Genomic DNA, 14,761 nt, shown 5'->3' with positions numbered 1-14,761 from the left:
TTAAAAAACAGCTCTTTATTTCTTATGCGGCGGCAGCTTTTTCTCAACAAAAAATACGTGCATACCCTTTTTCCCTGTCTCTTCATTCAGAGCCCACGGGTCATATTTTTTCTTACGAATTTTGTACTCTGCGCGCGTTGAGCGTTTTGCATAATAACGGTATCCCGTTCCTGCTTCGCTTTCCAATCTCACTTTGACGTAGCCGGCTTTTGCCATCACTCATCTCCTAAATTCTTATTCGAGAGGCGTTTATGCGTAAAATTGCCCGAAATGTCAAGCATTACGCTTGTCCTTTTTTCCTTTTTTGAAAGCTTTCGACTTTTTTCCTCTGGGGCCACGCCCTTTGGACGGCGGTTTGCGCCCCAGTCCGCCGGTTTTTGACTTGAACGTGACGCCGGGAATATCTGCGCCATTCATGCTTTCACCGCACAGCTCCAGAACCGTTGAACCTGTTAGCCCATCCGCTTCTTTTAAGCGCGCACTGACAGCGGCTCCCAGCCGATATACCTGCCCTGAGCGCCGCCCGATAAGCGCATGCTGAGCCTCATCATGGATATAAAAATCATTTTTAAGCGATTTCATCGGCACCAGCCCGTCCGCGCCGCTTTCATCCAGTGTGACGAACAGCCCAAACCGTGTCACCCCGCTGATCTTCCCCGAAAATTCAGCCCCGATCTGCTCCGACAAATACGCCGCCGTGAACCGGTCTATAGCACTGCGTTCGGCCATCATAGAATTGCGCTCTGTCGTGGAGATATGATCGGCCAGCTCATCAATGCGCGCAATTTCCTCTTCGCTAATCCCGCCCGGCCCAAGCCCATAGGCACTGATCAGGCTACGATGCACCAGAAGGTCGGCATAACGCCGGATGGGTGAGGTAAAATGCGCATATTTGTGAAGCGCCAGCCCGAAATGTCCGATATTACACGGATGATAGACAGCCTGAGCTTGTGAACGCAAAAGCACCGTCGAGATCAAATGCGAGTAGGGCAGTTTTTCCGCTCGCTTCAAAATGCCGTTAATCTGCGCGGGCCGCGTCACTTGTCCCTTGGGCAAAGACAGATCAAAGCTTTCCAGAAACTCCCGTACGCTATCAAGCTTGTCCGCACTGGGCTGGTCATGAATGCGGTAAACGCACGGGAAACGCTTCGGGTCTTTCTTATCCTCCAGAGCGCTGGCCGCCGCCACATTGGCCAGAATCATAAATTCCTCGATCATCTTATGCGCCTCGAGCCGGTCACGGATCTTTACGCCCGTCATCTCGTTCTTGTCATTAATCAGAATTTGCTTTTCCGGCAAATCAAGATCCAGCGCCCCGCGCTTTTGCCGCGCTTTATCAAGAATGGCATAAGCCTCATACAGTGGTTTGATCGCGGTGTTCATAAGCGGACCGGTCATATCATCAACCACCCCGTCTTGCGCTGCCTGCACCTGTTCGTACACTAGCCGCGCCGCTGAGCGCATCAGGCCCCGCACGAATTTATACTTCTTGAGCTGACCATGCGCATCGATCCACATATGTACGGCCATACAGGCCCGCGGCTCATGCGGACGTAAAGAGCACAGATCATTCGACAAAGCCTCAGGCAGCATCGGCACCACCCGGTCGGGGAAATAGGTTGAATTGCCCCGCCGCTGGGCTTCTGTGTCCAGTGCGCTTCCCGCACGCACGTAATAGGCCACATCCGCAATCGCTACGATCAGATGAAACCCGCCATCCTCAAGAGGCTCCGCAAAAACCGCATCGTCAAAATCCCGCGCATCGCTTCCGTCAATGGTGACCAGTGGAATATCCCGCAAATCCTCGCGGCCCTTAAGATCAGGAACCTTAAGACCTTCCGCATCCTTTAAAACCGCTTCCGGCCAGTCTTCGCGCAAGCCCGCCTCATGCAGGGAAATGATGCTGATTGCTTTCGGATCGCTCTGCTTGCCAACCACCTCAACGATCTTGACCTTCTTCCGGCGCGCCCCCCGGGCGGGCAGGATTTCACCAATCACCAGATCGCCTTCCTGCGCGCCGTTCAAATCGCCGGGCTTGATATCAAAATCGTACTTTGCCTTTTTATCCGTCGGCACCAGCGCCGGACCGTGCTTGTGATAACGCACCTGACCTAATACGCGCCCCTCATAGCTGTCCAGCGTCTTAATTGTATGCGCTTCATACAGATTGTCGCCAATGCGTTTAAGCCGCGCCAGCACCCGGTCGCCCTCTTTCGCCGCCGGATGCCCCTTGCCTCCGGGGCGCAGCTCAATACGCGGACATTCGCCTTGCAGCTCCGCGTTCCAGCTCTGAGGCCGCGCAAACACATCACCGTCAACGTCGATCTCATACACGTGCAAGACGCAAACACTCGGCAGGCCGTCAGGCACGCTATAAGCTCCGCCTGGATGTTTGGCAACCGCGCCCTCGGCCTCCAGAGTTTTGAGGATTTGTTTGAGAGTAATGCGGTTTTCCCCGCCTTTGACATTAAATGCGCGCGCAATTTCCCGCTTCGTTAACGGGGAAGGGGAGTTTTCAATAAACTCAAGAATGTCTGATTGATTTAATTCCATATTTTAAAAAACCACAGATAAACACGGATGCCCACAGATGTTTGAACATCAAAGAATAATCCGTGTATATCTGTGTCCATCTGTGGCTAGAAAATTAAGCGCTTTTCTTTTTCGCAGCTGTTTTTTTCTTCGCAGGTTTTTTCTTAGCCGCTTTCTTTTTCTTCTCAGCCGGCGCTTTCTTTTTGTCTTCGTCTCCGGCGGCTTTCGCCGCTTTTGCCGCGTCCTTGGCTGCATCACGTTCCAGCTTTTGGGCGATCAGATCAACTGCGCGGTTCATGCCGATGGTCATCACATCCTCATCCTTCGGGATTGAGGCAAATTTTCCGTCATGCTGCACAAACGGGCCAAAACGTCCAATTCCAGCCTTGATCATTTTACCGGTTTCCGGGTGCTCGCCGACATCACGAGGTAATGCTAATAGAGACAATGCCGCTTCTAGCGTCACATCGCCAACCGCCAGCCCTTTCGGCAGCCCCTGACGCTTCGGTTTCGGCGCTTTCGGCTTGGTCGGTTTTTTCGGCGCTTTCTTACCCTCTTCCTTCGTGACCTTTTTAGCCTCTTCCCAAACCTTTATCGCAGCATCATATTCCGTGTAATCCACCGCTTCTTCAGGGGCCGGGTCGATCTGCACATACGGGCCATATGGCCCGCGGCGTAAGGATACAGTGCGGCCCGTGCCCGGCTCTGTCCCTAACTCTTTCGGCTCATTCGCCAGCGCGGCCAGCTCACCGTCTTCTTCGCCATCCGGCACGACCAAAGGCTTGGTAAACTTACATTCCGGATAATTTGAACACCCGATAAACGCGCCGAACTTCCCGAGCTTTAAGCCTAAACGTCCATCACCACAGGCCTGACATTTGCGGCTTTTATCACCTTCAGGAAAGAAGTGCGGCCCCAATTCTCCGTCCAGATGGTCAATCACATTCGTAATCGTCAGCTCTTTAGTCTCATCAACGGCGGCCTTGAAATCGATCCAGAACAGACGCAAGGCCTCTTTCCAGTCCACATGCCCGCCGGCAATCGCATCCAGCTCTTCTTCCAGATTGGCGGTAAAATCATAATCAACATATTTAGTAAAGAAATTGGTCAGGAATGTCGTAACCACGCGGCCCCGGTCTTGTGGAACAAAGCGCCGCGATTGCATCTCAACATAGTTACGATCGCGCAGCACCTGCATGATCGAGGCATAGGTTGACGGACGGCCAATCCCCATTTCTTCCATCGCTTTAACCAGCGAGGCTTCGGAATAGCGCGGCGGCGGTTGCGTGAAGTGTTGATTAGGCATCACATCGACCAGCTTCGAAGTCTCTCCCTCATTCATAGGCGGCAGGCGTCTATCTTTGTCATCGCCTTTGTCGTCATCAGAATCTTTATCTTCTGTTTCCGTGCTTTCCTGATACAGTGTCAGGAAACCGTCAAAGGTGACGACCGAGCCATTGGCTCGCAAAATCGCATCATCCGTGCCGTCCGAAATATCGACCTTCATCTGGTCCATCACCGCATTTTCCATCTGCGAAGCCATTGTGCGTTTCCAGATCAACTCATACAAACGGCGTTCTTTTTCGTCTCCCATAGGGCTGCCGGATTTACCGGGAATTTTCGAAAGATCCGTCGGGCGAATCGCCTCGTGCGCTTCTTGCGCATTTTTAGCTTTGGATTTATACAGCCGCGGCGCATCCGGCAAATACGGTGCGCCATATTCGCTTTTAATCACGTCGCGGGCTTGCGCAACCGCCTCATTCGACAGTGTCGTGCCGTCCGTACGCATATAAGTAATAAACCCGGCTTCATACAGGCTCTGCGCGCAGCGCATTGTTTGCGAAGCGCTCATCCCCAATTTGCGCGAGGCTTCCATCTGCAATGATGAAGTAATAAACGGCGCGGGCGGATTGCGCCGCACCTGCTTTTTCTCAATTTTTTGAACGCGCAGGTTCTTATTTTCAATCCGCTCGACCGCCGCTTTCGCCGCGCCCTCATCGCCAATATCGAGCTTGTCGAGTTTATTGCCCGCCAGATGCGTGAGCTTCGCAGTAAAAGGCGCGCCATCTTGAGTATGCAGCCGCGCTTCAATCGACCAGTACTCTTGCGCTTTGAAAATCTCAATCTCTGCTTCGCGCTCGCAAATGAGGCGTAGCGCCACCGACTGCACACGGCCCGCCGAGCGCGATCCCGGCAGCTTGCGCCACAGCACGGGTGAAAGGTTAAATCCAACTAGGTAATCCAGCGCCCGGCGCGCCAGATAGGCTTCCACCAGGGGGCTGTCAATAGTGCGCGCATGATTAAAGGCATCCTGCACCGCTGATTTTGTAATCTCGTTAAAGGTCACGCGGTAAAGAGCCTTACCTTCCAGCAGATTCTCCTCACTCAAAATTTCCTGCACATGCCAGGCAATGGCTTCCCCTTCCCGGTCCGGGTCAGGCGCAAGCCAGATGGCGTCGGCATTTTTCACCGCGCGTTTGATATCATTGACATGCTTGGCCGAGCGCTCACCCAGCTCCCACTTCATTGCGAAATTATCCTCCGGCAGGACCGAACCGTCCTTATTCACCAGATCGCGCACATGCCCGAACGAGGCCAGCACCTCATAATCGGGCCCAAGATATTTCCCGATCGTTTTGGCCTTCGCCGGGGACTCTACAATGACAAGATTGGTGGTCAAAATTTACTATCCTTAATTCATAAACCGCGAATAAACACGAATTCACACGAATAAAAAACTAAAATTATCAAAGCGCGGGGGTATTAATTTTTTATATTTATTCTTCCTCGTATCTTGGTGACTTGGCAGTTAAAAATTCGTGTTCATTTGTGTCCATTCGTGGTTTAAATTTCTCTAATCCAACAAACTCACCCGCCCGCCGGCTTCGCGTTTTATGCGCCCGGCCAGATCCAGTTCGAGCAGCACGGTTTGCAATACTGGAATCGTCATATGACAGGATCGGAGCAATTCGTCAACCGTAACAGGGGTAAAGGATAAATTCTCCAACACGCGATCTCTTGCCTTTTCCGTTATATCTTCCGGCTCATCTTCGTCATTGGCCGCAGGCTGTGTAAAACTTGGGAGCGGGTGAAAAGGCTCGCGTAAACTGTTGCCCGAAAAGCTACGAATGATCTCCAGAACGTCGTCGGCATTGCGCACCAGCGTCGCCCCCTCACGGATCAGATGATTAGACCCTTGCGCGCGCGGGTCCAAAGGATGCCCCGGCACCGCCATCACATCGCGCCCCTGTTCCCCGGCCATGCGCGCAGTGATGAGAGAGCCTGAGCGCATCGTTGCTTCAATCACAACGCAAGCGCGCGAGAGGCCCGAAACAATCCGATTGCGCTTGGGGAAATGCCGCGCGATAGGCTGTGTGCCCAGCGGGCTTTCTGCCAGAATAAGGCCGCGTTCTTTAATCTCTTCAAACAGCGCCAAATTTTCCTGCGGATAAATGACATCAATCCCGCCTGCGACCACGGCAATTGTCCCGGTGCTCAAAGACCCTTTATGAGCCGCCGTATCAATCCCGCGTGCCAGCCCGCTGACAATTGTTTGATCGAGCCTGCCCAGATCACCAGCAAGTTTTTGCGCAAATTTCCGCCCGTTCAGCGAAGCGTTGCGCGCCCCGACAATCGCAATGCAATTTTTATTCGCCATCTGAATATTGCCGAAACAGGACAGCACCGGCGCAGCGTCGTCAGTAGCGCCTAAAGCAAGCGGATATGCAGGGCAGGCGGCTGTGACAATATCCCCGCCCATCTCGCGCAAGGATTCATATTCTTTTTCTATTGTGGACAGGTCCGGCGCTTTGAGCGGCTTGGTCCGTCCACCGCGCCTGGAAAGTTCAGGCAATGCGTCTAAAGCTTTTTCCGCCGATCCAAAACGTTCGATCAATCGGTAAAACGTAATCGGCCCGACATTCTCGGTTCGCGACAGCCGCAGCCAGTCGAGCTTGTCAGATTCGGATAAAGGGTGGTTTTTGAGTTTTTGCTCTTGCATGGTTTTTCTTTCTCGTCATTGCGAGGAGGCCTGAAAGGCCGACGCGGCAATCCATCTCCCGTACACGCTTTAGAGATGGATTGCTTCGCTGCGCTCGCAATGACATCAATCTTTATTCCTGCTCTTTTTCTTCTTTCTTTTGTCCGATCTTCGGCTCGGTTCCGGCCATCAGGCGTTTGATATTGTCTTTATGCCGCCAGATCACCAGCGCAGCAATGAGCGCAGTTATCGCGGCAGGCATCGGCCCGTAATAGATAAATGTAACCAGCGGTGAAATCGCCACGGCGCTGAGGGCCGAAAGCGATGAATAGCGCGAAAACCCGGCGACAATCCCCCAAGTCACCGCGGCAATAAACCCGGTCCACGGCACCGCGGCGAAAAGAACGCCGAACGTCGTCGCCACCCCCTTGCCACCTTTGAATTTCAACCAAACCGGGAAACAATGCCCGAGGATGGCGAAAAGGCCAAATAAAAGACTATCTTCCACACTAAAGTCAGAAGTATTAGGGACAGGTTTATTATCTATGACAAATAGTAATGAAACCATCAAATAAAAATGTAATGCAGCTATATAACCTTTTGCAGAATCAAGTATAAGGGTAAAAACGGCTAGAAATTTGTTTCCTGTTCTTAAAACATTGGTTGCCCCGATATTTCCGGAACCTGTTTTTCGAATATCCCCATACCCTGCCAGCTTTGCCAAAAGAAAGCCGAAAGGGATTGAACCAATTAAATAAGGTACCAAAAATATTTCCAATTCCGACATCATGCTAGCCTCTTACCCGTCATCACCCGGCTACGCTCGGGATGACATTAAAAAAACTTTGCGTCTTTGCGTCTTCGCGGTTCATTTTTATTCCCCCACCAGCATATCCAGCACCGCCATGCGCGTCGGAATGCCGTTGGCGACCTGACGCAAAATCAGGCTGCGCTGCGGGTCTTCGGCCACCACGTCTTCCATCTGCACCCCGCGCACCAGCGGTCCCGGCTCCATAATCATCGCCTTCGGGCAGAGCTTTTCCAGCCGCTCGAACGTCAGGCCGAATTCATTAAAATACGCCGCATCGGAAATCAACGCTTTGTCCATGCGCTCTTTTTGCAGGCGCAGCGTCATCACCACATCCGCCCCCGGCAGCCCGTCCTCCAGAGAATCATAAGCTTTGATCTCTTTAAACGGCAGGCTTTCGGGCATCAAAACTTTCGGCGCGACAATGCTGACCTGCGCCCCCATCTTGGTCAAAAGCTGCATATTCGATGAGGCGACCCGGCTATGGGCAATATCCCCAACGATGGTAACCTTTAAGCCTTCAATTTTGCCAAAATGCTGGCGCATCGTCAGCGCATCCAATAAAGCCTGCGTTGGATGCTCGCGCCAGCTATCCCCGCCATTGATCACCGGGCATCCCGCCCGATTGGCGACAAATTTCGGCGCGCCGAACTCAGCATGGCGCATCACGATCGCATCCGGCTTCATCGACACCAGCGTGTCGACCGTGTCGATAAAATTTTCACCCTTGGCCAGCGAGCTGGTCTCCGGGTTCCAGTTCACCACATCCGCGCCCAGACGCTTGGCCGCAATCTCGAATGAGGTCAGCGTCCGCGTCGAATTTTCAAAAAACAGATGCAGGATCACCTTGTTCTTCAGCCGTTCCGTATCCCACGATCCGGACTTAAGCGCATCGGAATATTCCTGCGCCCGGCTCAAAAACACAGCGATTTGCTCGGCATCCAGCTCATCAATCCCTAATAAATGGCGCATAATTGTATCCCCGTATGAAAAAAACACATCACATAAAGCAAAACCATAGAACCTTATCCGATGTCCAGAGGGAAAATTTTTGCTATACTCAGGAAAGGCAATTCTGTCGCTTTTCTTCTTTTTTCTCTTTTTCTTTCATTCAAAAGGCAAAAAAATGTTCAATATTATAAGAATATTAATAGATTTCCTGCATAAAATAGGGTTAAGCTTTGGGACAAAATCAGAGCAAAGTGCACGGCCCATGCCGGTTGAGACGCAAACGGACCCAAAACGCGGGATCATTCATAAAGATCCGCTTTTGGCGTTTGAAGACGGCAAACTGGTCATGGTGGTCGAGCACCACTTTGAAAATGTCCCGAGCTGGGTTGAATGGGATAAGGACAGGCAGATTGTCACCATTACCCAAATGAATGGTGACCTTGATGAAGCCAAGCTGGAAATCAAGGAAGATTGCATCGGGCGTTTGGAAATGGCACGCAACTTGCTTTTGGTAAGTCTCGATGTCAGTAACGATAATGATGAAAGGATTATGCACTCTGTTCCCATCCTTATAAGGACGTAAAAACAGGCAGGGTGTGTTAAAGGAGAAAAGAGATGGAAATTTTAAACAAAAACGAAGCAAGCTTTGCCGGGTATGAAGCCATTGTCGCCGCCGCCGTTGCGATTGAAAACCCGCAAGAAGGTGAGACCTATAATCTTGGCGTAATCAAGGTTGCCACCAGTAATACTGTGGCATCAGTAGGCCTTCAAAATGAGCCGGACGGCCCGAAACTTAACTAACAATCTGGATAATCTGTTCAGCCGCCAGCGCATCAATCTCCGCATCGGAGAGCCTGAGCTGCTGGCTTAAAATCTCGCGCGTATGCTGCCCGCATACGGGAGGAGCATATTTGTAAGTGACCGGCGTTCCTGAGAGCTTCAGCGGACTGCCGACCAGATGAACGGGCGCATTCGTTAGCGGGTGCTCCATTTCAATCTTCATATCGCGCGCACTGATCTGCGGATCTCCAAAAACCTTATCCATAGTATTGACCGGCCCGCAGGGCACATCGGCATCATGCAGTCCGTCAATCCAGTGCGCAATATCATGCCGGGCAATCAGCGTTTCAATCATCGGTACAAGAGTTTCACGATGGAGAACCCGCGCGCTGTTGGTGGCAAAGCGTTCATCTTCAGCCCATTCGCTATGCCCGGCAAAATCGCAAAATCGTTGGAACTGCTCATTATTGCCGACCGCCAAAATGACGTAACCATCCGCGGCTTTGAAAGCCTGATACGGCACAATCGTCGAATGCGCATTGCCCACGCGCGGGGCAGGGCGGCCTGAAGTAAGATAATATTGAGCAATATTGGTTAGTGCCGCCAAAGTGCAATCGCCCAGCGCCAGATCGATATATTGTCCCTGGCCTGTTTCACGGCGATGATAAAGCGCCGCCAGAATGCCCACCGCCGCGTTCAGCCCCGTCATAACATCACCCAATGCGACGCCGACTTTCATCGGGGCGCCGTCAGGATCGCCCGTACAGGCCATCAATCCCGTCATCGCCTGCGCAAGAAAATCGTATCCCGGCTCACGGGCCAGCGGCCCCGTCTGGCCAAACCCGGTAATCGAACAATATATAAGGGCCGGATGGTCTTTTTTCAGGCTCTCGTAATCCAGCCCGTATTTCTTCAGCCCTCCGACCTTGAAATTCTCAATCACAATGTCGCACTGCGCAATCAGGGATTTAACGATCTCTTGTCCTTTGGGTGTGGTCAAATCAATCGCAATCGATTTTTTATTCCGGTTGCACGACAGGTAATAGGCGCTCTCGCTTGTATTGCTACCTTGGCCGTTCTGTAAGAAAGGTGGTCCCCATTTACGCGTGTCATCGCCGCTTCCGGGTTTTTCGACCTTAAGTATCTCCGCGCCAAGATCCCCAAGCATTTGTGTGCAATACGGCCCCGCCAGAACGCGGGAAAGATCGAGAATGCGAATATTGTGAAGCGCTTTATTCATGATAGACCAAGATGGGTAAGAGGAAAGAATTTTTCAAGAGCCGCGATAAACAGCCCGGCGGCAAATCCTGGTCCGGCGGGTAGCGAAAATGTTGAGAGCGATTCAATCCTGCGCGTTTTGATCCATTGCCGCACGATCAGCATAAGCCCATGCACAAGCCCGGCAACAGCTCCGGCCATCAAGGCTATCAGTATGAAATACGAGCCCAGCCACAACCCACCCACCGCCATCAGCTTCACATCGCCTAGCCCCAGCGTATCGGTTTTATAAAACGCATTGCCAAGAGCGCGAATCAGATAAAGCGTTCCACCGCCAATAAACCCGCCCAGTACCATATCGCTCACCGGCATATAGAAAAACAGCGTACTGGCATGAAACATAAATCCGGCCAGTGCGAGGCTCAGCACCAGAATATTCGGCAGCAACAAGGTGCGCAGATCAATGATAATCAGGGCGGCGAGAAGCCCCGTGCCGATCAACAGACAAAGAATGGAAACGATTTCGAGCATAGATACCAGGCCGCTGCGTGAAACAGATTGCAACAGTCTAACAGTTTTTATCAGGCGGCTAAATGAGTTTTGACCCTAAAACTGTGTACAGTCCTGATAAGGGTTCTGTTCTGATGCGTTATTTTGCTTTAAAGTGATTCGAAACGTGTATTTTTCAAACACTCTTGACGTGTGGTTTTGTCCTAACCTTTTATTTATTCTAACTTTTAGAGTTCTATGACTGAATCTGCCAAAATTTTAGTTGTTGAAGACAATGACTTTGTCCGCATGCAAATTGCCAAATTTTTGCAGGATGAAGGCTATGAAGTTATCGAAGGAACAGACGGAAGCGATGCGCTTGAGAAAATGGCACCCGATGTTGCAATGGCCATTGTGGATGTGCGCATGGAACCGATTGATGGTTTTGAGTTTATTAAGACTCTGCGGAGTGAGGATAATGAGACGCCCGTTGTTTTGGTGACGGGGGATCAGAATCCCGATCTTTTGGCTGAGGCTGGGAAGTGGCACGTTGCTGCAGTCTTAATGAAACCGGTTCAGCGCGACAGGCTTGTTAAAACGGTGTCCAGAACGCTTCAATCTTTATCGCGGGCAAGTGCGCAATGACGGATGGTAAAACGAATAAGGTCAGTATGAAACGTTTTTGCAGCCGAAGTTCGATGTTGCTTGTGCTCGGTGCTGTGTCTCTGGTGTTTTTAGGAAGCTGCGCCGATGTGAATACGCCAGGTGCGCGTAACGCAAACATTCCGTCTCCGGCAATGGCCGATCCTCGGCCTGAGGCGATTAACGAGCAGCCCGATAGTGTGATTTACCTGCCGCTAGGAAGTGATGTTCTCGTGCCTGAGGTTATTCGTGGAGCGGCCTTACCTGATGAGGTTGTTGGTCCGTTTGAGCTACGCTCAGAAACTCTTGCCGGAGCTTTACAGCTCATTCTGGCTGATTATCAAATTCCGCTGGCTTTCGAAACAGACGAGGGGTTAACGCGGACAATCACGGTGGCCAATTTACGCGGGCCGCTCAGCAATGTTGTTGATAAGGTCTGTGGTCTTGCGGATCTGTATTGTTCTTTTGAGGATGGCTTGCTGGTCATTAAGGACATGCAGACATTCACAGTCTCTATCCCGCCGATTGGTGGAAATACAGATATGTTATCATCGCTTGCAACGGGCTTGCAGGCGATTACAGGAAAGACGCCCATCACAGAAACGGCAACGCGCACAATCATTTATGAGGCGACAAGCCGTACCGCCCAGCAGGCGGAGCGCTATTTTCAGCGTATTCGTTCCAATACGGCCCTGATTGTTTTTGAAGTTTATATCTGGGAAGTGGGTCTGAATTCTGATAACGCAACCGGTATCGACTGGCAGAAAATTGACGTCTTTGGTAAATATGCAACCGGAATTAATATTCCTGGCGGTGTCGGCGCAGGCTTTACGCCAATCAGTATAGGCTTGCCAACAGTCACCGGAACGCCGTCCTTTGATGGCAATGATGTGCTTGAGTTTATTTCCAATTACGGGTCGGTGAAAACTATATCTCAGCCGCAAATCACGGTTTTGTCTGGTTCGGAGGCAACGCTGCGCGCTGCTGATACAGTGAACTATGTCTCCTCTCTTAGTCGTTCTGTCGATAATGGGGAGGTGACAGTTTCGACGGAAACCGATTCGGTAGACACGGGCTTTACACTGACCATTTCCAGTGCCTGGGACAAAGCTACAATTTACGGTAATATTGATATTGAGCTGCAGGAATTTCGCCGCTTTCAGAATTTTGATGCCGATGGCACCACGCTGCAATTGCCGGAAACAACCGAGCGAGAACTTTCAACGCAGATTCGCATTCGTCCCGGTGATTCGTTGCTGATTGCCGGTTTGGTACGAGAGAATGACCAATATGATACCGCTGGCCCGGGTTTTAACAAGCCGCTCTTCCCAACATCGCGTTCGGCAACTGTGTCCAATACCGAATTGGTCTTCCTGCTGAAGCCGCGCGTGATAGTGTATACATCAGAAGGGAAGGCTGAAAACTACGCGCAAAAAACGATTGTGCAGCAAGGTAATGGTGTGTTTGGACAGGATTCCGTTTCATCTGAACAGTTGCCCCAACCAATAATCTTTCCAACAAGCACGATTCCTGCTGATTTGCTGAACCCATCCGGGCATTAATCTTTGGGTTGAAGATGCGTTTTTATCCGGGGATGCTAAAACTGAATAAAAGTCGAAAAAACGGTATTTAATGCTGTTTCAGTGAATTTTTATGTTATGATTCAACATCAGTCATGCGTGTGAGTACGCTATGGCAGTCCTTTATTTTGATCAGATATTCATCATTATTATGCGTTTGCATCTTTTTATTTTAATGGCTTCAATGTTGTGTTTCTCGGTATTTATATCGGGGAATGCGCTGGCGCAATATCCGGGATTTGATGACCCCGGTAAGACGGTATCGGGTGGGGGGTCGGCAGGCTTGGTGCCGGTTACCCCAAGTATAGATGGTGGGGCCATTCCAATTGGAGCGACAGCTCAGGTTGTGGTGCTGTTCCGGAATGAGGGCGGTCAGCCCGTTGAAACCGGCACAATCCGTCTTTATCCCTCTTCAACGGTTTCTGCAATTGTTTCTCTGAATCAGTGCGAGAATGAGCCGCTTCCTTCTGGCGCCGAATGTGCAATCGCCTTGTCTGTAAAAGGTTTGCAGGCCGGGCCTTGGCGTGTTGAAATGCTGATGGCGCACAGTGGCCGTACGCGCCTGGTCACGGCAACGGTGATGGGGAGCGTGGAGACAACCGAAGGCGCTGGAGATAAGCTTACAAGCGATATTGAAATGATCCCTGACACAGTCGATTTTGGATCTCTCAATGCGGCGCAAACTCTTATCGAGCCTGTGATTTTGCGCAATATCACCTCAAACGAGATTAGCATTAATGACATCTATATTGATACCAGCGAACAAGCCGGTTACGCCCTTAAAACCGAGTGTAGTAAATTGGCCGCCGGGCAATCCTGTATCGCGACAATTACGTGGTCCCCAAAGCTAAAAGGGCGCTCTTCAGGTGTATTGGTGGTTAAGCATACGGGGCCTGCAGCCCTTTCCAGCGTACCGTTGAAGGGCGAGTATGCCCCGGAAAATGTGAGCAGTGCACAGGTTTTCCCTCAGGCTGTCCCGGGTAAAGGGTTGTTGGTTTCCTCGGCGGAGGACATTGATTTTGGCTCGGGGATTGAAACTGCTTCAAGCATTACTGTCTCGCTGGTGAATTCCGGCGATGCTGATTTGATGCTACGCGATATTCGTATTTCTGGCTCTGATAACGGTGTAGGGTTTAAGGAAGACGGGTGTCTGCCCGGTACGGTGCTTGAGCCTGTCGAGGCTTGCCCGTTAACAGTGACATGGTCTCCAACCCGCGTGGGCGATATTCTGGATGATATTCAAATATTGCACGATGGCGCGCGCGGTGTGTTGGTGTTGCCGGTGCGTGGTAATGCCCTTTCAACGGTAAGTCAGGACCAAAAAGCAATTGTTTTAAGTGAAGGGGCGATTGAGCTTGATGGCGAAGCGCCCGAACGTTCCGAAGAAGCCCTTGAGGCGGGTGTGCCGGAAACGCAAGAAGAAGCTGCGCAGAAAAACGCTGCGCGTGTCGGGGCTAAGCCGTCCTACGCCGCATCATCGTCTGCAAATATCTCCGGCGCTTTGGACGGATATAAGATCACCTCATTTTCTCCAACGCGCGCCATTATTAACGGTCCGGGCGGAAGTCGCCTTGTTTTCGATAATGAAGAAGTCGTTTTGGGCGGAGTGCCTTGGATGGTACTGATTCAGCCCAGCGGCATTGAATTTATGCATAGAGGAAAGCGCGTTTTGCTGCTTTTTGACAGATCTTTATCTTCTATTAACCGTGTTAATGCATCATCAAGCGAGAGTGGGAGCAGTTCTGGATCTTCCTCATCAAGTGATGCAAGTGATGGTTAAAT

Annotated in this window: 13 protein-coding genes; 5 read left to right on the top strand and 8 right to left on the bottom strand. The window is 51.3% G+C overall.

From position 1 onward, the window contains the following. Positions 1 to 15: 15 nt before the first annotated feature. The 6 genes from H6859_06855 to H6859_06830 all read right to left on the bottom strand — a co-directional run bounded on the left by H6859_06855 (position 16) and on the right by H6859_06830 (position 8,291). The gene (locus tag H6859_06855; protein ID USO04877.1) at positions 16 to 216 is read right to left on the bottom strand and encodes a 50S ribosomal protein L33; all 201 of its coding nucleotides are present in this window, start codon (positions 214 to 216) and stop codon (positions 16 to 18) included. A 57-nt stretch (positions 217 to 273) separates the two neighbouring features. After that, positions 274 to 2,553, bottom strand: a complete 2,280-nt coding sequence (gene rnr, locus H6859_06850) for a ribonuclease R (GenBank protein ID USO04876.1) — start codon at positions 2,551 to 2,553, stop codon at positions 274 to 276. Between the two features lie 94 nt (positions 2,554 to 2,647). After that, a complete protein-coding gene (gene topA, locus H6859_06845; protein USO06724.1) occupies positions 2,648 to 5,215 on the bottom strand; it encodes a type I DNA topoisomerase in 2,568 nt (855 codons plus the stop codon). Between the two features lie 171 nt (positions 5,216 to 5,386). After that, positions 5,387 to 6,532 (bottom strand): DNA-protecting protein DprA, encoded by a 1,146-nt coding sequence (gene dprA / locus H6859_06840; GenBank protein USO04875.1) that lies wholly within the window; start codon positions 6,530 to 6,532, stop codon positions 5,387 to 5,389. 112 nt (positions 6,533 to 6,644) lie between these two features. Next, the gene (gene plsY, locus H6859_06835; protein ID USO04874.1) at positions 6,645 to 7,301 is read right to left on the bottom strand and encodes a glycerol-3-phosphate 1-O-acyltransferase PlsY; all 657 of its coding nucleotides are present in this window, start codon (positions 7,299 to 7,301) and stop codon (positions 6,645 to 6,647) included. Between the two features lie 84 nt (positions 7,302 to 7,385). Next, complete coding sequence (locus H6859_06830; GenBank protein USO04873.1) at positions 7,386 to 8,291, bottom strand: aspartate carbamoyltransferase catalytic subunit; 906 nt, start codon at positions 8,289 to 8,291, stop codon at positions 7,386 to 7,388. 241 nt (positions 8,292 to 8,532) lie between these two features. Between H6859_06830 and H6859_06825 the strand changes: the two genes are divergently transcribed. Both H6859_06825 and H6859_06820 read left to right on the top strand, forming a co-directional pair. Then, positions 8,533 to 8,853, top strand: coding sequence for a hypothetical protein (locus tag H6859_06825; protein USO04872.1), 321 nt, complete (start codon positions 8,533 to 8,535; stop codon positions 8,851 to 8,853). A 32-nt stretch (positions 8,854 to 8,885) separates the two neighbouring features. Beyond that, a complete protein-coding gene (locus H6859_06820; GenBank protein ID USO04871.1) occupies positions 8,886 to 9,071 on the top strand; it encodes a hypothetical protein in 186 nt (61 codons plus the stop codon). Here H6859_06820 and H6859_06815 read toward each other — a convergent pair. Both H6859_06815 and H6859_06810 read right to left on the bottom strand, forming a co-directional pair. Beyond that, positions 9,064 to 10,290 (bottom strand): CoA transferase, encoded by a 1,227-nt coding sequence (locus H6859_06815; protein ID USO04870.1) that lies wholly within the window; start codon positions 10,288 to 10,290, stop codon positions 9,064 to 9,066. The two genes, H6859_06820 and H6859_06815, sit on opposite strands and share 8 nt — an antisense overlap. Next, a complete protein-coding gene (locus tag H6859_06810) occupies positions 10,287 to 10,799 on the bottom strand; it encodes a prepilin peptidase (protein USO04869.1) in 513 nt (170 codons plus the stop codon). The genes H6859_06815 and H6859_06810 overlap by 4 nt, the downstream gene beginning before the upstream one ends. Before the next feature lie 216 nt (positions 10,800 to 11,015). Between H6859_06810 and H6859_06805 the strand changes: the two genes are divergently transcribed. The 3 genes from H6859_06805 to H6859_06795 all read left to right on the top strand — a co-directional run bounded on the left by H6859_06805 (position 11,016) and on the right by H6859_06795 (position 14,759). Further along, complete coding sequence (locus H6859_06805) at positions 11,016 to 11,402, top strand: response regulator (GenBank protein USO04868.1); 387 nt, start codon at positions 11,016 to 11,018, stop codon at positions 11,400 to 11,402. A 26-nt stretch (positions 11,403 to 11,428) separates the two neighbouring features. Beyond that, positions 11,429 to 12,961, top strand: a complete 1,533-nt coding sequence (locus H6859_06800; GenBank protein USO04867.1) for a type II and III secretion system family protein — start codon at positions 11,429 to 11,431, stop codon at positions 12,959 to 12,961. 130 nt (positions 12,962 to 13,091) lie between these two features. After that, positions 13,092 to 14,759 carry a choice-of-anchor D domain-containing protein gene (locus H6859_06795; protein USO04866.1) on the top strand — a complete coding sequence of 556 codons (1,668 nt, stop codon included), beginning with the start codon at positions 13,092 to 13,094 and terminating at the stop codon, positions 14,757 to 14,759. Positions 14,760 to 14,761 lie beyond the last annotated feature (2 nt).

It is taken from the genome of Rhodospirillales bacterium, assembly GCA_023898785.1.
In the GTDB taxonomy this organism is placed as follows: Bacteria; Pseudomonadota; Alphaproteobacteria; order Micavibrionales; family Micavibrionaceae; genus TMED27.
Note: the sequence above shows the minus strand (reverse complement) of the source record. Positions and strands in the feature narration are given on the sequence as shown.

Excerpts from the sequence above, each read along its gene's own strand:
- H6859_06855 (USO04877.1), bottom strand. The coding sequence starts at position 216 with ATGGCAAAAGCCGGCTACGTCAAAGTGAGATTGGAAAGCGAAGCAGGA.
- rnr (USO04876.1), bottom strand. The coding sequence starts at position 2,553 with ATGGAATTAAATCAATCAGACATTCTTGAGTTTATTGAAAACTCCCCT.
- dprA (USO04875.1), bottom strand. The coding sequence starts at position 6,532 with ATGCAAGAGCAAAAACTCAAAAACCACCCTTTATCCGAATCTGACAAG.
- plsY (USO04874.1), bottom strand. The coding sequence starts at position 7,301 with ATGATGTCGGAATTGGAAATATTTTTGGTACCTTATTTAATTGGTTCA.
- H6859_06830 (USO04873.1), bottom strand. The coding sequence starts at position 8,291 with ATGCGCCATTTATTAGGGATTGATGAGCTGGATGCCGAGCAAATCGCT.
- H6859_06825 (USO04872.1), top strand. The coding sequence starts at position 8,533 with ATGCCGGTTGAGACGCAAACGGACCCAAAACGCGGGATCATTCATAAA.
- H6859_06820 (USO04871.1), top strand. The coding sequence starts at position 8,886 with ATGGAAATTTTAAACAAAAACGAAGCAAGCTTTGCCGGGTATGAAGCC.
- H6859_06815 (USO04870.1), bottom strand. The coding sequence starts at position 10,290 with ATGAATAAAGCGCTTCACAATATTCGCATTCTCGATCTTTCCCGCGTT.
- H6859_06810 (USO04869.1), bottom strand. The coding sequence starts at position 10,799 with ATGCTCGAAATCGTTTCCATTCTTTGTCTGTTGATCGGCACGGGGCTT.
- H6859_06805 (USO04868.1), top strand. The coding sequence starts at position 11,016 with ATGACTGAATCTGCCAAAATTTTAGTTGTTGAAGACAATGACTTTGTC.
- H6859_06800 (USO04867.1), top strand. The coding sequence starts at position 11,429 with ATGAAACGTTTTTGCAGCCGAAGTTCGATGTTGCTTGTGCTCGGTGCT.
- H6859_06795 (USO04866.1), top strand. The coding sequence starts at position 13,092 with ATGGCAGTCCTTTATTTTGATCAGATATTCATCATTATTATGCGTTTG.